We start from the raw sequence: 22,169 nt of genomic DNA on the forward strand, positions 1-22,169 counted from the left end.
TGCGTTCGTTATGATCTCAAGCAAGCTTTGCGCCGCGCAGATCGCGCACGTCGCTCCGCGCTGCCCGCTTGCGCGGCGCAGGCGATGATGCCACGCAGGCGCAGATCCTCGGCGGCGACGATGGCGAGCAGCAGTGTGCCGATCCGGCGCGCGATGCCCGCAAGGCCGATACCCGATCTGGCGCCTGCGCGCGTCACGGCGCCGGCCTCACGCCGGAATGCAGGTGTCGGGCACGGGACACACCACCGCACACTGCGGGGCATCGAAATGCCCCTCGCATTCGGTGCACTTCTTGGGATCGATCACATACATGTCCCGCTTGAGGCTGATCGCCGCGTTGGGACATTCGAATTCACAGGCGCCGCACACCGTGCATTGCGACGCGACGATCTTATAGGCCATGAGGAGCTCCCGCGATTTGCCGACGCGTTCTCTCTTTCAAGCCTCGTGCCAACTTATAGCGATTTGATTTACAAGGAGATTTTCGAAACTCGACGGTCGCCCTGTCGCGGCTGCGACAGGCTGTCGGATGTCCGACAGCCCCTCGCGACTTCAGATCCGCTTGACCTCGATGTTGTACTTCTTCAGCGCATAGCCGACCTGGCGCGGGGTCAGGCCGAGCAGGCGCGCAGCCTTGGCCTGGACCCAGCCGGCCCTTTCCATCGCCTCGATGAAACGGCCGCGATCGGGCGTCGCACCCTGCGCCTCGTCGGCCTCGTCGAACGGTGACGGAGCTTCGGTGACGGCAGGGGCCGCGCCCGGCGCCTTGTTCTCCGCCGCGCCACTGCTGCCTGCCGAGAGCGGCAGCACCGGCAGCGACACCACTGGCCGCAGCCGTTGCGGCGCCAGCTCGGCATGCCCCTTCCACAACAGGGCGGAGAGGCATTCGTTGCGACGACAGGCGAAGTCGTCGTTGGCGATCGAGGGACCGTGAGCCAGTGTCGCGGTCCGCTGAATGCAATTCTCCAGCTCGCGCACGTTGCCGGGAAAGCCGCAGCCCATCAGCACCTCGATGGCGCCGGGGTCGAAGCTCAGCGAGCGCTCGTTGTCGGCATTGAAGCGACGCAAGAATTCACGCGCCAGCAACGGAATGTCGCCGCGGCGCTCGCGCAGCGGCGGCAGCAGGATCGGCACCACGCTGATGCGGTAATAGAGGTCGGCGCGGAACTCGTTCTTCGCCACCGCCTCCTCGAGATTGCGATTGGTCGCGGTCACCACGCGGACATCGACCTTGATGGTGTGATTGCCGCCGACGCGCTCGAACTCCTGCTCCTGCAGCACGCGCAGCAGCTTGGCCTGGAATGCCGGCGAGATCTCGCCGATCTCGTCGAGAAACAGCGTGCCCTTGTCGGCCAGCTCGAAGCGCCCCTTGCGCGCATTCACCGCGCCGGTGAAGGCGCCCTTCTCGTGACCGAACAATTCGGATTCGAGAACGGATTCCGGCAGCGCCGCGCAATTGATCTTGATGAAGGGGCCCTTCACCCGCGGCGACAATTCATGAATGGCCTTTGCCACCAGTTCCTTGCCGGTTCCGGACTCGCCCCGCAACAGCACCGGCGAGTGCGACCGCGCGACGATGGCGATCTTGTCGAGCATGGCGCGCAGCGCCGGACTGTCGCCGACGATGCCCTTGAGCCGTACGGGTTTGCGGTCACGCGGCGGCTTGAGTTCCGACAATTCCTTCTGCAGGCGCGAGCTTTCGGCCATCAGGCGGTCGCGGTCGCGCGTCACGACGCGATAGAGCTGAACCGTCTGGCCGATCAGGTTCGCCACCATGGTGAGGAAGCGCACGTCGGTATCGAGACGGAAGACCGAGCGGCCATCCCAGATGCGGTCGATGGTCAGCGTCCCGATCACCCGGTTGGCGATGCGGATCGGCACGCCGATGAAGGACACCTTGGCGCCCTCGCGGTCGGCCAGCGCGCCGACATCGGAGGCGAACAGCGGATGGGTTTCGATGTTTTCGGCCACCAGCGGCACCGCGGTGGCGATGATCTGACCGATGGCGGTTTCCGGCAGGCGGGCGCGGTAGCGCTCATCCGCACCTTCATTCCAGCCGACCCCGACGGTGATGTCCGGAACGTCGTCGTCGGCGAGGAGCGAGATGACGCCGTGGCGCATCTGCAGGAACGAGGTCAGGACATTGAGGACGTTGGCAAGGGTCGTCTCGAGCCGGTTCGGCGCGTTGAGAATCTTGGAGATTTCGTAGATTCCGGTGAGCGCGATCTCACTCAGGGGAATTACAGGAATACCGGCGCGCGCACCCATTTCGTCAATCGCCGATGCTTCGGAACGGACCATGCGAGATCTCCATGTCCCGGGCATCTCTCTCCCATGTTGCAGTATTTTGGTTGATAGTGAGCCTGCATCGGTGAATTGTCGTGCCCAACTTGGCCGCATGGCTGCGGAAGCTGTAGGCGCGCATTCGCACAAAATCTGCGCCGCGCGCCACGCGCAGATATGCAATCCCACGAATTGTGGTTGATTACGGTGATGTCTTGGGCAGTTGCCGACAATTATCAACCGACGCGAGATTGTCTATGATCGAATTAACTCACTTTGACCGGTCACTTTTGATCGTCGCCGCCGGTTCGAAATAGTCCCCTGTTTTGCGAAGGGCGGTGAGCGGATTGGACTCGAACTTCGTCGGCGGCGATGCGGCAGCGCTCCATGTCGCCAAAACGGGCACGCAAAACCCACGATTCCAGTGTGGTCTTGGCTCGGAGTTTCCTTTAGTGGACTCGCAGAGTCATTTCTCTTTGTTTACGGCCGGCCAGGTCGGAACCCATCGCCGCAACGGCGCCGCGCGCGGCGCGCCGGAGACGATCGTCCTTGTCCCCTCTCCTTCCGCGAGCAAACGGCGGCGGCGGGCGCGCCCGCATTGTCGGGATCGCCACCGCCATCTGGGCCGCCTCGATCTTCCTCAGTCGCCTGATCGGCCTCGTCCGTGAGCAGATCATCGGCCGGACCCTGGGTGCGAGCCGCCAGGCCGACCTCTATTTCGCCAGCTTCACCCTGCCCGACTTCCTCAATTACCTGCTGGCCGCCGGCGCACTGTCGATCGTCTTCATCCCGATCTTCCTCGGTTATCTCGAGCGCGGCGACGACAAGCGCGGCTGGCACGCCTTCAGCGTCATCGCCAATTTCCTGGTGCTGGCCGGCACCCTCGGCCTCGTCCTGCTGTTCTACTTCGCGCGGCCGCTGACCGCCCTGGTCGCGCCCGGCTATACCGATCCGGCCGATGTCGACACCCTGGTGCGGCTGACCCGGATCATCCTGCCGGCCCAAATCTTTCATCTGGTCGGCGGCCTGCTGTCGGCGGCGCTGCAGGCGAAGAACCGCCATCTGCTCCCGGCGCTGGCGCCGCTGGTCTATTCCGCCGGGATCATCGCCGGCGGCCTGATCGGCACCCAATATCCAGCGCTCGGCGCCGACGGCTTCGCCTGGGGCGTGCTCGCCGGCTCGATCGTCGGGCCGTTCGGCCTGCCGCTCGCCGGCTGCATCCGGTCGCACATGCGCTGGCTGCCGATCTTCTCGTTCCGCGACGCGGACCTGCGGCGCTATCTCTTTCTGTCGGCGCCGATCATGATCGGCTTTTCGATCGTCGTGGTCGACGAATGGATCGTCAAGAACCAGGCGTCCTATCTCGGCGTCGGCGCCCTGTCCTACCTGCAATATGGCCGGACGCTGATGAAGGTGCCGATCGGCATCTTCGGCATGGCTGCCGGTGTCGCCGCCTATCCGACCATCAGCTCTCTCGTCGCCACCGGCCAGGTGAAGGAGGCTTACGACCTGCTGGCGCGGGCGATCCGTCTCGTGCTGACGCTCACCTTCGCCGCCCAGATCTGCCTCACCGTCGCCGGCTTCGATGCCGTCTATCTGGTGTGGGGGCTGTTCGCCAACCGCTTCAGCGTCACGGACGCGCAGGCCACCGCGACCGTGCTCGGCTTTCTCTGCCTCGGGCTCGGCGGCTGGGCCACCCAGACGGTGATCAGCCGAGGCTTCTATGCGCTCGAGAGCACCTGGCTGCCCACTCTCGTCGGCACCATCATCGCCGTGCTGATGGTGCCGCTTTATGTCGCGCTGCGGATCGAGGCCGGCACCGCCGGGCTGGCGATCGCCAGCTCGCTGGCCATCATCGTTTATGTCGCCGTGCTCGGCTTTCTGCAGCGGCGACGCTTCGAACGCGAAGCCGCCGCCCGCGGCACCACGCTCGACCGCAGTTCCGCCCTGCTGCCGGCGACGCTCCGCCTCGCCGCCGCGGCCGCCATTGCCATCGGCGTCGGCCTCACCCTGCGCATCGGACTGGCGCATTGGCTGGGCGGCCAGCACGCGCTGGTCGTCATCCTGCGCGCCGCGCTGCTGTGCAGCGTCAGCGTCGGCCTTTACGCGGTGCTGGCCTATCTGTTCGGCGTCGCCGACGTCACCGAGGTGGCCCGCCTCGTCAGGCGACGGCTCGCCGGCCGCGCCGCCCCGTCCGACCGAGGAGGCTCGCCCGACGGCGGCTGATCTTGCTTGCAACGGGCCTATCGATCCATGGCCGCCTTGGCCTCGCCGTCGGGCAGCAGCCGCATCAGATCCTCAAGCCTCACGAGATTGCCCTCACGAGATCGCGCTCCGGCCTGTCGGCCGCGCCGGGATCCGCGGAGCACGGAATCCTGACAGATCGCGGTCTCTGCCGCAGTGCATCTCTTCCACCAAATCGAGATCGACGCACGATTTGATCTCTCAAGACCGAGACGGATGCTTCGTCTGTTTCGAATGCTGAAACCAGCGATATCGCCGCTTCAAACCGATCTTCGATCGCGATAACGATCGTGCACCCCAGCAGGATCCTCGCGAATGTCGAACCGTCAACTCCACCTGAACGTCAATCTGCTGCATTCCGGCGTCTACCCGTCGGCATGGCGTCTGCCCGAAAGCGATCCGAAAGCCTTCTTCGACCTCGGACACTTCGTGCGGGTGGCCAAGATCGCCGAGCGCGGCAAGCTCGACGCCATCTTCCTGGCCGACACGCCGGCGATCACCGACCGGATCGACTACCGGCCGTTCTTCTCGCTGGAGCCGACGATCATTCTCGCCAGCGTTGCCGCAGCGACGAGCCATGTCGGACTGATCGGCACGGTGTCGACCAGCTTCAACGAGCCCTTCAACATCGCGCGGCGCTTTGCCAGCCTCGATCACGCCAGCGGCGGACGGGCCGGCTGGAATGCCGTCACCACGGCCGATGCGGCGTCGAGCCGCAATTTCGGGCTCGACGGCCCGCTCGACCACAAGGCGCGTTACGACCGGGCCAAGGAATTCACCGAGGTCGTCAAGGCCCTGTGGGACAGCTGGGAAGACGATGCCTTCGTCGGCGACAAGGCGAGTGGGCGCTTCGTCGACACTTCGAAGGTGCACCCGATCAACCATCGCGGGCCGCACTACACCGTGGCCGGTCCGCTCAACGTGCCGCGCTCGCCACAGGGCCGCCCGATCACCGTTCAGGCCGGCGGCTCGGACGACGGCCGCGATCTCGCCGCCGCCCACGCCGACGCGGTCTTCACCCTGGCGCAGAGCATCGAGGAAGGCGCGGCCTATGCGCGCGATCTGCGCGCCCGTGCCGCCGCCTATGGCCGCCCCGGCGATTCGATCGTCATCCTGCCGGGGCTTGCCACCGTGATCGGCAGCAGCGAAGCCGAAGCGAAGCGCCGCCAGGACGAATTGTGGAGTCGAGTGCCGGTCGAATACAGCCTGTCGCGTCTCGCCGGAACGCTGCACATCGATCCGGCGCAGCTCGACCTCGACAAGCCGCTGCCCGATCCGCTGCCGCTGCCGATCAACGCCAACCATACCATGTTCAGCGGCACGCTCGCGCTTGCCCGGCGCGGCAATCTCACGGTGCGCGAGCTGCTGCGCGCGCTCGGCGGCGGCGTCGGCCACCGCATCATCGTCGGCACTCCCGAGCAGATCGCCGACGATATCGCGGCATGGTTCAACGCCGGCGCCGCCGACGGCTTCAACCTGATGCCCGATGTGCTGCCCACCGGACTGGAGACCTTCGTCGACACCGTCGTGCCGATCCTGCAGAAGCGTGGCCTGTTCCGGCACGAGTATGCCGGCACGACGCTGCGCGACCACTTCGGCCTGCCACGACCGCCGAGCCGCTATGCCACGCCGGCGCGCAGCGTCGCCCGCGCCTGAGCTCTCGACGACAACCCCTCAACGACGACGAACCCGCAAAAACGACTGCGGCGACGCGGCCCCCATCGCGTCGCCGCAGATGCCGCGAACGAGGTGCGGCCGATCAGCCCGTGGCCATCAGCCCCCTCGCCCCCCTGACTCGCGGCATGACTTCGGCGGCGAAGCGCTGCATCTCGCGCTCGAACGGCTGGAACTGGAGCATGAAGAGCTCGATCCCCGCCGCATGAAACGCCTTGATCCGCCCCGCCACGTCGTCATAGCTGCCGACGAGGCCCGCCGCGGTCCCGCCATTGCTCCCCACCCGCGGCGATTTCCGCATCGTCTGCATCATCACCACCTTTGGATCGGTGTTCTGCTGCTGCACCGCGCGCATCGGCGCATCCTTTGCGGCGAGCGCAAGCAGGTGCTGATAGGCGGCCTGCGCCTCGGCGTCGGTGTCGCGGGCGATGACGAAAGCCGCCAGCCCGAAGCGCAGCGGCGGACCGTGCCGACGCCGCGCCGCGACGTCGGCGATCAGAGCGCGGACGTCCTCGAGCGGCTGGCCGTTGATGAACCAGACGTCGCCGTGGGCGGCAACGAGATCGCGCGCCGGCGCCGATTCTCCGCCGACATAGATCGGCGGCCGCGCACGGTATTGATCCTGCGGCCGCAGAACATAGTCGCGGATGTCGAAGTGCGCGCCCTTGTGGGTCACGCGCTCGCCGCGCAACAGGCGCTCGACCACCGAAATCCATTCAGTGCCGTAGGCATAGCGCTCGTCGTGCTCGGGAAAGCCGATCCCGGCCCGCTCCAGCTCCGGCCGGTTCCAGGCGTTGATCAGATTGACCGCGAAGCGGCCCCGACTGATATTCTCGATCTGCAGCGCCATCTTGGCGAGCACCACCGGATGCTGCAGGTAAGGCTTGATCGCCGCGATGATCTCGATCCGGCTGGTCAGGGCAGCAAGGGCCGCTGCCGCCGTCCAGGCTTCGAGCTGGTCGAGATCCTCCTGGTGCGGGTTCATCGTGTGCTGCGCCACCAGCGTCGAATCGAATCCGAGCGCCTCGGCCTCGAGCACCAGCTGCCGATTGCGCTCCCATGACGCGTCGAAGGGCTCGTCGGGATCGTGATGCGAGGCGCGCGGCCCATGAACCGGCGCCCAGACGCCGAAACGAAGCGAAGACATCGAATACCCTTCTCCAGGAGCGAGGCGCAGCGGTCGACCTCATGCGTGCGCGACGAGGCGATGTTGTCGCCAAACTCACGTCCGGATCAAGCTGGTCGAAACGACATCGCGCGCGATTCCAGGCATTTAGATTTTCCTGTCACGCCGCGCGTCGCCGCGAGATCATAACACTCCGCCACGACGAACAATTGAAATAGCGGACTATTTGTCGTTGCGGAAAATCGTGGGACATTTCGCTCGCATGCAACCATCTGACCGCGCGCGATGCGAACTGCATCACTGCGACGGCTGCGGACCCGGACCACGCGTCTCGTGGCCCACGACTTTGGATCGTCACTCGCCCCTCGATACCAGCAACGCTTGAGCAACCTCGCAGTGAGCAGTCTTCGACAGCTTGTCGCCCTCGATGCGACAGAAACCGACAGTGCCGCCATCGGCGCGCGCTCTGCCGCGCCGGTTCGGCATCGCGGAGCCGCGCCGCTCGGCGCCCGCGGCCTCTTCATTCTGTCGTGGGTGTCGCCGATCGCGCTCGTGGTCGCCTGGGAGTTCGGCGCCCGCGCCGGCTGGCTGTCGCCGCAGGTCCTGCCGGCCCCCAGCAAGGTGCTGGCGACGGCGTTCAAGCTCACCGCCGGCGGCAGCCTGCTGACCGATCTCGGCACCAGCCTGTTGCGGGCGGTTGCGGGCTTTGTCGTCGGCGGCGCCTGCGCATTCGCGCTCGGCACGCTGGTCGGCTTCTCCCGCCTGGCAGAAGCGGCGATCGATCGCAGCGTCCAGATGGTCAGGGCCATACCGTTCCTGGCGCTGCTGCCCCTCGTCATCGTCTGGCTCGGCGTCGGCGAGGCCGAGAAGGTCTTCCTGGTGGCGCTCGGGGTTGCCTTCCCGATCTACATCAACACCGTGCTGGGCATCCGCCAGGTCGATCCCAAGCTGCTCGAACTTGCGCAAGTGCAGCACCTCGGCCCCATCGAGACCATCCGCCGCGTCATTCTGCCTGGCGCGCTGCCGTCGATCCTGACCGGCATCCGCTACGCGCTGGCCACCGCCTGGCTGGCCCTGGTGGTGGCCGAAACCATCGGCGCCCAGTCGGGCCTCGGCTTCCTCGCCATGGACGCGCGGGAGTTCCTGCGCACCGACGTCATCGTCCTGACGATCGTGATCTACGCCCTGATCGGCGTCGCGGCCGACTCCATCGCCCGCCTGCTGGAGCGCCGCCTGCTGGCCTGGCATCCGAATTACGGGGCGGCCCGATGACGCTGCATGTCGTTCCGCCATCGACGGCACCTGCGGTCAGCGTCAGCCGCCTGCGGCGGCGTTATGGCGATCGCGTGGTGATCGACGGCCTTGACCTTTCGATCGCGCGCGGCGAATTCGTCGCCCTGCTCGGCGAGAGCGGCTGCGGCAAGACCACGCTGCTGCGCGCGCTGGCCGGCCTCGATCCGATCCAGGGCGGCCGGATCGCGGCACCGCGGCGGCCTGCCGTGGTGTTTCAGGAGCACCGGCTGCTGCCGTGGGACACGTTGTGGCGCAATGTCGCCCTCGGCCTGAGTGGCGACGATATCCGCGGCCGCGCCGCCGCGGCGCTCGCCGAGGTCGGGCTGGGCGAGCGGCTCGACGACTGGCCGCGCAATCTCTCGGGCGGGCAGGCCCAGCGCGTCGCGCTGGCCCGCGCCCTGGTGCAGCAGCCCGAACTGCTGCTGCTCGACGAGCCTTTTGCCGCGCTCGACGCCCTGACGCGGATCCGCATGCACGGCCTGGTGCGCGAACTGGTCGCCCGCCATCGCCCCGGTGTCCTGCTCGTCACCCACGATGTCGACGAGGCCATTGCGCTGGCCGACCGCATCCTGGTGATGCGCGATGGCGCGATCGCCTTCGAACACCGTCCCGGCATCGTCAATGCCAGCGCCGCCGCGACCCGCGCCGAGCTTCTTGTCGAGCTCGGCGTCGCGGCACGCCGATCAGCCTGATCGTCACAAGGACCTGAAGATGACAGAGACGATTTCTCCCCGCCCGCCCGCGTCGCTGAGCCGTCGCCGCCTGCTGCGCGCGGCCGCCGGCCTCGGTGCGGCGGCGCTCGGCGCCGGATCCGGTGCCGCCGCGGGGCGCACCACCGACAAGGTGCGCCTGACCTGGGGGCTCAGCGGTCTCAACCTGATCGCCAAGGAGCGCGGTGGTCTCGAAAAGGCATTGGCGGCCGACGGCATCAAGGTGGAATGGCTCGGCCCGTTTCCGAACCATGCGCCGACGCTGCAGGCGGTGACCGGCGGCAGCGCCGACTTCAGCTTCGGCGGCAGCACCACACCTGCCCTCGCCGCGATCATCGCCGGCTCGCCGCTGGTCTTCACCCAGTTCGTCGTCTACGAGCCGCGCACCACGGCGATCATCGCCCGGGACGATTCCGGCATCAACCGGATCGAGGATCTGGCCGGCAAATCGGTGGCCGTGAACCGGTCGGGGCTTGGTGAATTCCTCCTGGTGGCGGCGCTGGAGAAGCACAAGATCGACCGCTCGGCGGTGAAATTCGTCTATCTCAATCCGCCCGACGCCGCACCCGCGCTCGCCTCCGGCAAGGTCGATGCATGGTCGATGTGGAGCCCCGGGGTCGACATCGCCCGCCTCGAATACAAGGCGCACGATCTGTTCCTGGAGGAGCGCGATCTGGATTTTCAGATCGACTACACCTCCTATCTGACCACCCGGAAATTCGCCACCGAGAATCCGGATCTGGTCAAGGCGGTCAACGCCGCCTTCCGGGCCGAGGGCCAATGGATCTCGGACAACGGCAAGGACGCCGAATACATCGCCCAGAAGGCGGCGAAATACAGCGACGCGGTGCGCGACCGTTTCATCGCCCTGAAGCGGAGCTACCGCTACTTCGCGGTGGATGACAGCACCTTCGTGATTGATTTGCAGCGGGCGGCCGACTGGCTGGTGGCCCGCAAGGTGCTGCCCGAGCCGGTCAAGATCACGGACCATCTCGCCAGACTCTGACCGCCAGCCGCCGGTGACCGCGGCCACACTTCGTTCCACATGCAGGCATGCCCATGAACAAGCCGATCTCGTCTCAATCCCTCCGCCTCTCCGATCCGATCGACGCCCAATCGGCCGAGCTGAAGGCGCTGTTCGACCAGATCGCCGCCGGCGCCCTCGAGCGCGAGCGCGAACGCGTCCTCCCCTTCGAAGCCATCGACCTGATCCGCCAGTCGCGGCTCGGAGCGCTGCGCATCGCCAAGGCGGACGGCGGCGGCGGCAGCACCATCCGCGACCTGATCGAGATCGTGATCCATCTCGCCGCGGCCGACGCCAATGTCGCGCACATCCTGCGCAACCATTTTGCCGTCGTCGAGCAGCAGGTTCGCCGTCCGCGCAACGACCAGGCCCGCGAATGGCAGAAGGCGGTGGTCAACGGCGCGATCATCGGCCTCGCCACCACGGAACTCGCCAGCCCGCGCGTCGGCAACGTCACCCCCGACACCTTGCTGACGCCCGACCGCGACGGCTATGTCCTCAACGGCACCAAGTATTACAGCACGGGAACGCTGTTCGCCGACTACGTGCTGGTTCGCGCCGCCGACCCCACCGGCGCCACGGCCGCGGCCGTGATTCCAGTGAACCGCCCCGGCGTCGAACTCGTCGACGACTGGGACGGCATGGGCCAGCGCCTGACGGCGAGCGGCACCACCCATTTCCGCAATGTGCGGGTCGCGCGCGACGAGGTCGCCTTCGATTCCCCGGAGGTCGGCTACGGCGTTCCCTATGCCAACACCTATGCGCAGCTGTTCGTCACCGCGGTCAATGCCGGCATCCTGCGCGCCATTCATCGCGATGCCGTGGCGCTGGTCCGCAGCCGGCCGCGCACCTTCTATTATGCGCCCGCCGAGCGCGCCGCCGACGATCCGCTGCTGCAGCAGACGGTCGGCCAGATCTCCAGCGAGGCCTTCGCCGCCGAGGCCGTGGTGCTGGCAGCGGCGACTGCCCTCGATGTCTCCAGCGCCGCCGCCGAGGCGCGCGATGCCACGGCGCCGGACGCCGCCCATCGAGCCGCCCTCCTCGCCGCCAAGGCAAAGATCGTGGTCGACGAATTCGCCCTGCGCGCCGGCAGCCAGCTCTTCGATGTCGGCGGCGCCTCCAACACCAAGCGCAGCCACAATCTCGACCGTCACTGGCGCAACGCCCGCACGCTGTCGTCGCACAATCCGACCACCCTCAAGGCGCGATCGATCGGCGACCACGAGATCAACGGCACGCCGCTGCCGGCCAAGGGCTTTTTCTGAACCCAATCGGAGCCAGAGCAAGACAGCGGATTGCGCGGGGGCCTTTCCACCATCCGACCCAACCTTCGGACACGGACTACGCCAAAGGAGAAACGCCATGCCAGACCATGAGGTGTCAGCGTCACTCCAAGCTTCGGCCGCCACGTCCGGCGCCGAGGCCTCGACCGGCGACCTTGCCTATCGGGCACTGCTGCAGCGCCTCGCCGGCATCGTCGCCATCGTCACCGCCGGTCGCGGCGAGGCGATTTCCGGCGCGGCCGTCACGTCACTGTCGTCGCTGGGATCCGATCCGCCGCGGCTGCTGCTCAGCCTTGGCCGGACCTCGCCGTCGCTTGCCCTCATCGCCGACCAGCGCCAGTTCGCAATCAGCATCCTCGGTGCCGGCCAGGACGACACCGCCGATCGCTTCGCCCCTGACGCCGGCGACGGCCTCCCGTTCGACGGCCTCGCCTGGCATCGGGGCGCCTCGGGAGTTCCGCTGCTCGACAATGCCGCTGCCACGGTCGAATGCGAAGTCGACACCATCGACATCCGCTATGCCCGTGCCGTCCTGATCGGCCGCCCGGTTGCGATATCGCTCTCCGGCGATATCTCGGCGCTGGCCTATTGGAACGGCGACTATGTGCGCCTGATGCACGACCACGATCTCGATCGTCTCGCCGAGGTCAGCCTGCCGCCCCGAAACACGACAGCCCGCCCGACGGCCGCGATCCCGCATCGCCCCTGATCCATGCCCTTCAGCTTTCCTCCCGTCATCGAACCCGGACAGCGAGACCGACCATGAGCCAACGCCGACAACTCATCCTCAATCTCTTCATCTACCCCGGCGGTCATCACGAGGCGGCATGGCGCTACGGCGGATCGCGTTATCAGGACGTGCTCGACATCTCTTTCTATCAGGATCTGGCGAAGCGGGCCGAGGCGGGCCGAGGCGGCCAAGCTCGACGCGGTGTTCTTCGCCGACGGGCCGGCCCTTGCCGACAACGTTCGTTTTGCCCAGCGCTTCCGGCTCGAACCGCTGACCTGGCTGTCGGCGATGGCGGCGGCGACGAGCCGCATCGGACTGATCGGCACCGCCTCGACGAGCTACATGGAGCCGTACAATCTGGCGCGGTTCTACGCCTCGCTCGACCACATCAGCCGTGGCCGCGCCGGCTGGAACATCGTCACCACCAGCGCGCCCCAGGCGGCGCAGAATTTCGGACTGCCGGAACATCCGCCTCACGCCGAGCGCTATGCGCGGGCGCGGGAGTTCGTCGACGTGGTGACGCGGCTGTGGGACAGCTGGGAGGACGAGGCCCTGGTCAATGATCCGGCGACGGGCATCTTCGCCGACACCGACCGAATCCATGCCATCGATCATGTCGGGCAATATTTCCGCGTGCGCGGGCCGCTCAACATTCCCCGGCCGCCGCAGGGCCGGCCGGTCTATGTCCAGGCCGGCTCCTCCGACGACGGCCGCGCCTTCGCTGCCCAGGTCGCCGAAGCGATCTTCACCGCACATCAGACCGTCGACAGCGCGAGAGCGTTCTACGCCGACATCAAGCGCCGGGCCGGCGGCTTCGGGCGCGATCCGGATCACGTCAAGATTCTGCCCGGCATCAGCCCCTTCATCGGCAGCACCCAGGCGGAAGCCGATCGCCTGCAGGAGGAATTCGACGAGCTGATCCAGCCCGAATATTCGCTGGCCCAGCTCCGCCAGCTCACCGGCCTCGACCTCGCCGGACATGACCTCGACGGTCCCTTCCCGCGCCATCTCGTCGATGCCAGCCATCCGCGCGGCGTGGCGAGCCGGTTCCAGCTGGTGCTCGACATCGTCGATCGCGAGCAGCCGACCATCCGCCAGCTGGTGCAGCGGCTTGCCGGCGCCCGCGGCCATTGGGTGATCGCCGGCCCGCCGGAGAAAATCGCCGATGCGATCCAGGCCTGGTTCGAAGGCGGCGCCGCCGACGGCTTCAACGTCATGCCGCCGTGGCTGCCGGGCGGAGTCGACGCCTTCATCGATCAGGTGCTGCCGATCCTGCGCCGGCGCGGCCTGTTCCGGCACGACTACAGCGGCACCACGCTGCGCGATCACTACGGCCTGCCGAAGCCGCCAAACCTGTTTGCCGGCGCGACGCAGGCGCGAATCTCCGCGTAACGGCGACAACCTTGCTTCACCTCGTCACAGGATCGAGATCGTCGCGATGAAGACGTTTACGCTATTCCTCTCCGCCATCGTGGCGCTGTCCATCGGCAATCTGCCGCTCGTCCGCGCCCAGCAGCCGGACAAGCCCGAACTCAAGGTCGGCTTCGTGCCGGGACCCTATATCGACGGCTTCAAGGCGGGCGTCGCCCCGGAGCTGAAGAAGAGGGGCTATCAGATCCGCTACGTCGAGTTCAGCACGGGGCTCGAAGCCAACACCGCGGTGTTTCGCAACGACATCGATGCCAATGTCATGCAGCACACGGTGTTCCTGAATTCCTTCAACGAACGCCACAACACCGACCTCGTCGGCATCGTCCATGTGCCGACCCCGCCGATGGGGCTCTATTCCAAGAAGCACGCACTCGGCACGCCGATCAGGCCGGGCTCGATCGTGGCGGTGCCCAACGACCCGGTCAATCTGCAGCGCGCGCTGTGGATCCTGCGCGATCTCGGTCTGATCGAGATCCGCGACAGCAAGCCGATCGACGTGACCGAACTCGACGTCGTCAAGAATCCCGGCGGCATCAAGATCGTGCCGCTCGAGGCGGCGCAGGCGCCGCGGGCGCTGGACGATGTCGACTATGCCGCGGTCCAGGGCAATTTCGCGATCTACAGCGGCTTGAAGCTGACCAACGCCTTCGCCCTGGAGAAAATGACGACCCCCTATGTCAATGTCGTCGCGGTGCGGCGTGGCAACACCGACACGGGATGGGCGAGGGATATCGCCACCGCCTACAGGTCCGACACCTTCAAGACCGCGATCCGGGCGGATCGCTTCTACGACGGCTTCACCCTGCCGGACTATTTCAGGTAGCGGACCGCATCGGCCGGCGTCATTCGCCGGCCGCGACGCTTTCTCTCGCCGCCGGCTCGCCGGCGTCGTCGATCTTCACCTGACGCCCGCGATGGCTCGGCGCCAGACGCGGCCCGCGCCCGAACAGCTTGTCGCGGAAGGTCCCGGCGGCATAATCGCGCTTGTAGCGGCCACGCCGCTGCAGCTCGGGAACCAGCAGCTCGACGACGTCCTTGAACGTTTCCGGCATCACCACCGAGCCGAGATTGAACCCGTCGCTGCCGGTCTCGTCCATCCACGCCTCCAGTTCGTCGGCAACGGCTGCGGGCGAGCCGACCGTGACCGGACCACGACCGCCGATCCCGACCCAGTCGGCGAGCTCGCGAATCGTCCAGGTGCGGGCCGGATCGGCCGTGCTGAAGGTCTCAACCGCCGACTGGCCGGCATTGGTCTTGACGTGACGCAGCGGCTCGTCGAGCTCGTATTTGCCGAGATCGATCCCGGTCCAGCCCGACAGCAGCGTCAAGGCCGCGTCCCGGTTCACGTGACGGCGATAGTCGCGGTGCTTCTCCTCGGCCTCCGCATCGGTGCGGCCGAGCACCACGGTGTGCATGTTGAAGACCTTGACGTCGTCGGCGGCGCGCCCCTGCGCCACCGCGCTGGCGCGGACGGAATCGACATAAGTCTTGAGAATGGCCGTGGTCGGCGCCCCGATGAACACAGCCTCGGCATGCCGGGCGGCGAATTGGCGCCCGCGCCCCGACCCGCCGGCCTGATAGAGCACCGGCGTGCGCTGGGGCGAGGGTTCGCACAGATGGACGCCATCGACGTGAAAATGCGGTCCGCGATGACGGATGGCATGGACCTTGTCCGGATCGGCGAAGACGCCGCGCGACCTGTCGCGCAGCACCGCATCGTCCTCCCAGCTTGCTTCCCACAGCTTGTAACAGACATCGAGATAGTCGTCGGCGTAGGCGTAACGATCGTCATGCGCGGCCAGCGCATCCTGGCCGACCGACCGCGCGCCGCTGTCGAGATAGGAGGTGACGATGTTCCAGCCGATCCGGCCCTCGGTCAGATGATCGAGCGTCGAAATGCGGCGGGCGAAGGTGTAGGGATGCTCGTAGGAGACCGAAGACGTGACGCCGAAGCCGAGATGGCGCGTTACCAGCGCCATGGCCGTGACCAGCTGCAGCGGATCGTTGACCGGCACTTGGGCGGCATGGCGGATGGCGAAGTCGCGATCGCCGTGAAAGACGTCGTAGACGCCGATCACGTCGGCGATGAACATGCCGTCGAACAACCCGCGCTCGAGCAGCTGGGCAAGCTCGGTCCAGTAGGTCAGGCGCCGGTAGTCGGCCGTATGGTCCCGCGGATGAGTCCACAGGCCGGGGGCGACATGCCCGACCGTGTTCATGATGAAGGCGTTGAGGCGGATGTCCTTGGTCATGGGTTATGCCGACGCCACGTGGGCCACGGCCGGCCGCCAGACGGCATCTGCGTAGAGATCGGGGCTGAAGTCGTCGGCGATGGGTCCGTTGATGCGCGCCTCATGGACGGCAAGATCGGCGAAGAACAGGTCGTGGCTGATCCGCGCCACGACGCCCGGGATATCGCGCCTGAAGCTCGGCACGTCGCCCACCGGCAGGCCGAAGCTGACGAAGGCGCCCGGGTTGAAGACATGGATGTTCTTCAGATAGGGGGCCCGGCCCGGCTGCTTTTCGAGATATTCGTGGCCGGCGCCGAGATAGGGATAGGCGCCCAGCGCTTCGTCGCGCTGGTCCGGCGGCGGCAGAAAGCGGTCGCGCCAGAGCAGGATGTCGCCGGCGACGTCGCGCAGCTCGTCGCGCGCCGCAACGTCGGTCACATAGCCGGTGCCGGCGATGACGAAATCGAAGCCGAGGCGCTCCGACGCCGTCGCGATGATCGCCTTGCCGCCCTGGTGGCGGACATCGCGCCAGGACGCGCCGAGATGCAGATGAAAATTGGCAAACCTGGTGACGCGACTGATGGAGTCCGGCGGTGGGGTCGATCCGGCCTGACGGAAGCGCCGGGCCTGCTGCCATTTGGCCGCATCCGGCAGCGCGTAGTAGTTGTCGTAGGCGCCGGGATAGCCGCGGACGCGCATGACCGGTAACGACGCCAGCGCGGTGCGCCGGGCAAACAGGTGAACGTCGGCGGCGCCGGATTCGAGGGCGACCGCTGCGGCGTCGAACGCCGAGGCGGCGCTGCCGAGCACGGCCACCGACTTGCCGCGCAGCGCCGCGAAATCGACCGGATCGGAGGTGTGGGCATAGAGATCGGCCGGCAGATTGTCGCGCAACAGCACCGGAATGTTCGGCGCACCGCTGCCGTCGACGCCGTTGGCGAGGATGAGCTTTCGCGCCGTCTCCACCGTGTCGCCGGCGGGACCCGACAGGTGAAGCCGCAGATGATCGGCCGCAGGCTCCACCCGCTTCAGACGGGTACCGAAACGCACCGGCACGTCGACAGTGCTGCGGAACCAGTTGAGATAGGCCGCCCAGTCGGTGCGCGCGATGCGGTCGATCGCGGCATAGGCACTGGCGCCGTGACGGGATTCGTACCAGGCCTGGAAGCTCAGGCCGGGCAGGCCAAGGTCCGGTCCCACCAGATTTTTCGGTGTCCGCAGCTTGTGCATGCGGGCGCGCGACAGCCAGACGCCGGCTTCGGTCTCCTCAGAAGCCCGCTCCAGCACGGTGACCTCGCCGATTCCCGCCCGCCGCAGCGCGAACGCGAAGGTGGTCCCCGACTGGCCGCCGCCGATGATGGCGACGTTGTGGTCGATGCCGGTCTGGCGCGGGACCCAGTTGTCGGGCGCCGGCCCGATCAGGCGCAGGGTTTCGCGGGCGGTGAAATCGGGATCTGTCGTCGACATGGGATCAGGGCATCAATCGTGAAGTTGCGGGAAGTCGTAGCGCTCCGCCAGAATCGCGAGAATGCGATCCGTCGCATCGAGATAGCGATGGCCATTGGCGATCTTGGCGTCCGCCGGCACCGGCACGGTATCGGCGAACACCAGGACCGGCAGCGACTGGTGCTGCTCACCGAGCAGTTCGACCAGCACCCGGCGGGGCTTCGGGAACGGCAGGCGGAAGACATCGAGCTGGGTCGCGAGGCCCGGAAAGGACTTCAGCAACCCCTCGATCGTGTTGCAGTGCGGACAGACGAAGAACCGGCCGGGCCGCGATGGATCCTCGAAGCCCGGACTGAGCAGATAGAGACGGGCGCGACTCATTGAACCTCGCCGAGAACACCGAGATAGGACTTGCCGATCAGGTCATAGGCCACGTCCGAGGTCGGCGGATGGAACGGTCCGGATCGCACGTCGCGATAGAGCCGCTCCAGCTCGTTCTTCCTGTACAGCGATCCGGCCCCGGCGATCTTGGTGGCGAGATCGACCACGCGCCGCGCGCCGTCGACGCTATGCTGCTTCGCCGCCACCAGCTTGGCCGGCCACAGCTCGCCGTGGTCGACGCCATCCGCCCACTCCCGCGAGATGCGGTCGAGCAGCGCCCAGATGCTGTCGAGCTCGATGGCCGCCTCGGCGACGTCGCGCTGGGTATAGGGATGATGGGCGTAGGTCTTGCCGCCCAGCGCCGCCGAGACCCGACGGCCGGCGCTCTCCAGCGCCAGATCGAACGCCCGCTTGGCGAGCCCGTAATAAACCGCGCTGATGCCCGGAATGGCGGAGCCGAAGATCGCGCCGATGAAGGGATCGGACGGCGGGCCCGCCGGCAGCACCCGGGCGACGTGAGGCGCCAGGCCGACCACGCCCTCGAGCACGGTGTCGTCGCTGCGCGTCGCCCGCACGCCGAGCGTATCCCAGGTCTGCTCCGTCCGATGGCCCGCATCCTGGCGGCGGATGAAGGCGTGAACGATCTTCGGATGCGCCGGATCGGAATTGTCCAGCGCATGCAGCCCGAGCCAGTCCCATACCGGGGACAGCGAGGTAAAGATCTTGCGGCCGGTGAAACGATAGCCGCCGTCGCCGAGCGGTTCGGCCACCACCGCCGAACTGGCAAGACCGAGGTCGTTGCCGATCTCACCATGCCCGGCCGCGAAGATCTTGCCGGCGACCGCTTCGCGCAACAGCCACTCCAACGAGGGATCTCCGCTGCGCCACAGATGCGCCGCGGCACCCGTCCAGTATAGATGCATGTTGATGGCGAGCGCCGTCGACGGCGCATGATAGGCGAGCCGGGCCTGCTCGGCGACGAGTTCGGGTATCGACAGGCCGAGGCCGCCGAACTCCTCGGGCACGGCCAGCACCAGATAGCGCGCCGCGCGCAGATCCTCGAGATCCTCGTAGAAGAAGCGGTTGTCGCGGTCGTCGCCCGCCGCACGAGCGGCAATCTTCCGCAGCAAGTCGTCATCGAGGAGGTGCGGGCGCGAAACCGAACTTTGCTCAGGCCTGGGACGCAGAATCTGATTCATCGACGGGCTCCGGCGTGAAGTGAACGAAACGATCATCCGCGTGCGCGAGCCGCGCATCGCGCTGCCGGTCGCGCTCTAAATCCTATGAGCGCCAGTGGTTGAGTCAATGAAACGAAACACGCGTTGTTTTCATCGCGAGACAATGAAGACAGCGCGATTGAGGCATCCGGAAGATGATCGTTGCGACGGCGTCAATTGCATTTCGCGCGCGCAACGACACGAGCCCTGCGCGGAGCCAAATCCTCGCCTCGCGCCTGGAGCGACTCCATTCTCCAATTCCGTCGTTCCGGAGAACGGAGCTTTCGTATCGACGACAATTCCGAAATTGCCATCGGCCCCTCCTTGCCGACAAATGTCGGCACGCAGCTCCGCGCGGAAAGACCAGCCGGCGGCGATCATGCCCTTCAGGAGTTCCTCATGTCCGCCCGGCGCCTGCCCGTTCTGCTCTCGATGCTCGCGCTGCTGTCGGCGCCGCTGACCTCAGGCGCCCGCGCCGAAGGACGGCTGCGGATCGTCGAGCAGTTCGGCACCGTCTATCTGCCGCTGCATGTCATGCGCGACCAGAAGCTGATCGAGAAACACGGCAAGGCGGCGGGCGTCGACATCGCGGTGGAATGGATCAAGCTCAGCGGCGGCGCGGCGATCAATGACGCGCTGCTGTCGGGCGCCGTGGACGTCGGCGGCGCCGGTGCCGGTCCGGTGATCGTGTTGTGGGACCGCACCAGGGGCAGCAGCGACGTCAAGATCGTCGCCGCGCTCGGCGAGCAGCCGAACTACCTGATCACCAGCAACCCCGATGTCAAGACGCTGAAGGACTTCACCAAGACCGACAAGATCGCGCTGCCGGCCGTGGTGGTATCGCAGCAGTCGCGCCTGTTGCAGATCGCCGCCGAGAAGGAATTCGGCGAAGGCAAGTACAACGCGCTCGACGACATCACCGTCAGCCTGCCGCATCCGGACGCAACCACCGCCCTGCTGTCGGGGTCCGGCGCCATTACCGCCCATTTCTCCAACCCGCCATTCCAGGAGCAGGCGCTGCAGAACCCGAAGGTGCACAAGGTGCTCAGCTCCTATGACATCATGGGCGGCCGCATCACCCCGACACTGCTTTACGCCACCACCAGGTTCCGCAGCGAAAATCCCAAGACCTACAGGGCCCTGTTCGACGCATTGACCGAAGCGTCGGACTGGATCGCCACCCACAAGGCCGAAGCGGCCGCGACCTATATCAGGGTGGAGCAGTCCAAGCTCGATCCGGCCTTCATCCGCTCCGTGATCGATAACCCCGACGTGTCCTTCACCACGACGCCTCAGGGCACTTTCAAATATGCGAGCTTCCTCGCCAGGATCGGCGCGATCAGGAACAAGCCGGCGAGCTGGAAGGACTACACGTTCGAAGAACTGCATGGGCGGCCGGGAAGCTGACAGCGAAGATCGGCAGCAGCCATGAGACATCCGGTTCTCCTCGAAGCCGTGCGGCTGACGCTCGATTACGACGGCGAGCGCGGGCCGGTGCGGGCCGTCGACCACGTCGGATTCCAGGTCGGTCGGGGCGAGCGTCTGGTGCTGCTCGGACCGTCCGGCTGCGGCAAGTCGTCGATCCTCAAGGCGATCGCCGGTTTCATCCGGCCGAGCGAGGGCGCGGTGCTGCTCGACGGCCGCGAGATTACCGCGCCGGGGCCCAACCGCATCGTCGTCTTCCAGGAATTCGATCAGTTGCTGCCGTGGAAGACGGTGCGCGACAATGTCGCCTTTCCGCTCAAGGTGGCGCGCGGGCTGGCCACGAAGGCGGCGCGGCAGGCCGCCGAAGCGGCGCTTGCCGAGGTCGGACTGAGCCACGTTCTCGACGCCTATCCACACATGCTCTCCGGGGGCATGAAGCAGCGCGCGGCGATCGCCCGCGCGCTGGCTGCCGAGCCCGAAATCCTGCTGATGGACGAGCCGTTCGCGGCGCTCGACGCCCTCACCCGTCGTCATTTGCAGGATGACCTGATGCGGCTCGCCGAGCAGCGCCGCTTCACCCTCGTCTTCGTCACCCATGCCATCGACGAGGCCGTCCTGATCGGCACGCGGCTGCATCTGCTCAGTCCGCATCCGGGCCGCACCGTCGCCAGTTTCGACACCGCGGAACCGGACTTCAGCCGGCCCGACAGTCCCCGCTTCCAGGCCGCGGTGCGCGATATCCACGGCCTCTTGTTCGACCGGGTGCACGGAGCGGCAGCATGACGGAACAAGTCGAACTCTCTCGGCGCCAGGCCGTGGGCCTGCGGGCGCGGCCGGTCGGCGCGCGGCGCAGCGCAGCGTTGCTGAGAACCCCGCTCGGCCGCCGCGTCGTCGTGCTGGCGGCGCTTGCGGCGATCTGGCAGGCCGCCGCCATTCTCGCCGACAATCCGATGCTGCTGCCGAGCTTCACCCAGACGGCGGACGCGCTGTGGGACGCGCTCGCCCATGAGAATCTCGCCCAATCGGCTGCGGCCTCCATCCTGGTCCTGCTCAAGGGCTATGGTCTTGCCGTGGCGATCGCCGCCGTGCTGGTCTCGTTCGCCACCGTCAGTCCGCTGCTGCGCGAGGCGCTGCTGACGCTGACCGCCATGTTCAATCCGCTGCCGGCCATCGCGCTGTTGCCGCTGGCGATGCTGTGGTTCGGCCTCGGCGAGAACAGCCTGATCTTCGTCCTGGTGCATTCGGTGCTGTGGCCCTTCGCCCTTGCCACATTCACCGGCTTCCAGGCCGTGCCCGACGCTCACCGCCTGGTCGGGCGCAATTACGGCCTGCGCGGAGCGCGCTACATCGCCTACATCCTGGTGCCCTCGGCTCTGCCCTCGGTGATCTCGGGGCTGAAGATCGGATGGGCGTTCGCCTGGCGCACGCTCATCGCCGCCGAACTGGTGTTCGGGGTCAGCGCCAGCCGCGGCGGCCTCGGCTGGTTCATCTTCCGCAACCGCAACGAACTGTTCACCGACAAGGTGTTCGCCGGCCTCGTCACCGTGATCATGATCGGGCTTGTGGTCGAGTTCGGCCTGTTCCGCGCCCTCGAGGCGGCGACAGTGCGGCGCTGGGGCATGCAGCGGTAGTCGGCCCCTGCAGCCGCGGCCGCCGCCTGTCACGGCGACG

At 67.0% G+C, this 22,169-nt stretch carries 18 protein-coding genes and 1 pseudogene; 12 read left to right on the forward strand and 7 right to left on the reverse strand.

The window, feature by feature from the left end; translation table 11 throughout:
* Positions 1-207 precede the first annotated feature (207 nt).
* Entirely contained in the window at positions 208-402 is a 195-nt protein-coding gene (locus DB459_RS04080; RefSeq protein ID WP_253711667.1) for a 4Fe-4S binding protein, read from the reverse strand.
* 150 nt (positions 403-552) lie between these two features.
* On the reverse strand, positions 553-2,301 hold the full coding sequence (gene nifA / locus DB459_RS04085; RefSeq protein ID WP_253711668.1) for a nif-specific transcriptional activator NifA: 1,749 nt from the start codon (positions 2,299-2,301) through the stop codon (positions 553-555).
* A 531-nt stretch (positions 2,302-2,832) separates the two neighbouring features.
* On the opposite strand from nifA, the gene murJ reads away from it, so the two are divergent.
* The gene (gene murJ, locus DB459_RS04090) at positions 2,833-4,509 is read left to right on the forward strand and encodes a murein biosynthesis integral membrane protein MurJ (protein WP_253711669.1); all 1,677 of its coding nucleotides are present in this window, start codon (positions 2,833-2,835) and stop codon (positions 4,507-4,509) included.
* 333 nt (positions 4,510-4,842) lie between these two features.
* On the forward strand, positions 4,843-6,183 hold the full coding sequence (locus DB459_RS04095) for an LLM class flavin-dependent oxidoreductase (protein ID WP_253711670.1): 1,341 nt from the start codon (positions 4,843-4,845) through the stop codon (positions 6,181-6,183).
* Positions 6,184-6,286: 103 nt separating this feature from the next.
* On the opposite strand, the gene DB459_RS04100 is transcribed toward DB459_RS04095, so the two are convergent.
* Complete coding sequence (locus DB459_RS04100) at positions 6,287-7,348, reverse strand: LLM class flavin-dependent oxidoreductase (RefSeq protein WP_253711671.1); 1,062 nt, start codon at positions 7,346-7,348, stop codon at positions 6,287-6,289.
* Positions 7,349-7,723: 375 nt separating this feature from the next.
* Between DB459_RS04100 and DB459_RS04105 the strand changes: the two genes are divergently transcribed.
* From DB459_RS04105 to DB459_RS04135, 7 genes and pseudogenes are all read left to right on the forward strand, one after another.
* Entirely contained in the window at positions 7,724-8,599 is an 876-nt protein-coding gene (locus DB459_RS04105; protein WP_371926860.1) for an ABC transporter permease subunit, read from the forward strand.
* A complete protein-coding gene (locus tag DB459_RS04110; RefSeq protein ID WP_253711672.1) occupies positions 8,596-9,312 on the forward strand; it encodes an ABC transporter ATP-binding protein in 717 nt (238 codons plus the stop codon). Before DB459_RS04105 ends, DB459_RS04110 begins: the two co-directional genes overlap by 4 nt.
* Before the next feature lie 19 nt (positions 9,313-9,331).
* A complete protein-coding gene (locus tag DB459_RS04115; RefSeq protein WP_253711673.1) occupies positions 9,332-10,336 on the forward strand; it encodes an NrtA/SsuA/CpmA family ABC transporter substrate-binding protein in 1,005 nt (334 codons plus the stop codon).
* Positions 10,337-10,389: 53 nt separating this feature from the next.
* Positions 10,390-11,619, forward strand: coding sequence for an acyl-CoA dehydrogenase family protein (locus tag DB459_RS04120; protein WP_253711674.1), 1,230 nt, complete (start codon positions 10,390-10,392; stop codon positions 11,617-11,619).
* Positions 11,620-11,716: 97 nt separating this feature from the next.
* The gene (locus DB459_RS04125; RefSeq protein WP_253711675.1) at positions 11,717-12,346 is read left to right on the forward strand and encodes a flavin reductase family protein; all 630 of its coding nucleotides are present in this window, start codon (positions 11,717-11,719) and stop codon (positions 12,344-12,346) included.
* A gap of 53 nt (positions 12,347-12,399) precedes the next feature.
* Positions 12,400-13,759: pseudogene (locus tag DB459_RS04130) on the forward strand (LLM class flavin-dependent oxidoreductase).
* A gap of 46 nt (positions 13,760-13,805) precedes the next feature.
* Complete coding sequence (locus DB459_RS04135) at positions 13,806-14,621, forward strand: MetQ/NlpA family ABC transporter substrate-binding protein (protein WP_253711676.1); 816 nt, start codon at positions 13,806-13,808, stop codon at positions 14,619-14,621.
* 19 nt (positions 14,622-14,640) lie between these two features.
* On the opposite strand, the gene DB459_RS04140 is transcribed toward DB459_RS04135, so the two are convergent.
* From DB459_RS04140 to DB459_RS04155, 4 genes are read right to left on the reverse strand one after another with little or no spacing between them, the layout of a single operon-like run.
* Positions 14,641-16,050, reverse strand: a complete 1,410-nt coding sequence (locus DB459_RS04140; RefSeq protein WP_253711677.1) for an LLM class flavin-dependent oxidoreductase — start codon at positions 16,048-16,050, stop codon at positions 14,641-14,643.
* Positions 16,051-16,053: 3 nt separating this feature from the next.
* Complete coding sequence (locus tag DB459_RS04145; RefSeq protein ID WP_253711678.1) at positions 16,054-17,496, reverse strand: NAD(P)-binding domain-containing protein; 1,443 nt, start codon at positions 17,494-17,496, stop codon at positions 16,054-16,056.
* A gap of 12 nt (positions 17,497-17,508) precedes the next feature.
* Positions 17,509-17,856: a DUF3088 domain-containing protein gene (locus DB459_RS04150; RefSeq protein WP_253711679.1), complete on the reverse strand. Its 348-nt coding sequence runs from the start codon at positions 17,854-17,856 to the stop codon at positions 17,509-17,511.
* Positions 17,853-18,986: an acyl-CoA dehydrogenase family protein gene (locus DB459_RS04155; protein WP_253711680.1), complete on the reverse strand. Its 1,134-nt coding sequence runs from the start codon at positions 18,984-18,986 to the stop codon at positions 17,853-17,855. Before DB459_RS04155 ends, DB459_RS04150 begins: the two co-directional genes overlap by 4 nt.
* 486 nt (positions 18,987-19,472) lie before the next feature.
* Here DB459_RS04155 and DB459_RS04160 point away from each other — a divergent pair, with 486 nt between their 5' ends.
* The 3 genes from DB459_RS04160 to DB459_RS04170 are packed head-to-tail and all read left to right on the forward strand — an operon-like array spanning position 19,473 to position 22,129.
* On the forward strand, positions 19,473-20,480 hold the full coding sequence (locus tag DB459_RS04160) for an ABC transporter substrate-binding protein (RefSeq protein WP_253711681.1): 1,008 nt from the start codon (positions 19,473-19,475) through the stop codon (positions 20,478-20,480).
* Positions 20,481-20,501: 21 nt separating this feature from the next.
* Entirely contained in the window at positions 20,502-21,281 is a 780-nt protein-coding gene (locus DB459_RS04165; protein ID WP_253711682.1) for an ABC transporter ATP-binding protein, read from the forward strand.
* Complete coding sequence (locus DB459_RS04170) at positions 21,278-22,129, forward strand: ABC transporter permease (protein WP_253711683.1); 852 nt, start codon at positions 21,278-21,280, stop codon at positions 22,127-22,129. Before DB459_RS04165 ends, DB459_RS04170 begins: the two co-directional genes overlap by 4 nt.
* Positions 22,130-22,169: the final 40 nt, after the last annotated feature.

Source organism: Bradyrhizobium sp. WD16, from assembly GCF_024181725.1.
Classification (GTDB): Bacteria; Pseudomonadota; Alphaproteobacteria; order Rhizobiales; family Xanthobacteraceae; genus Bradyrhizobium_A.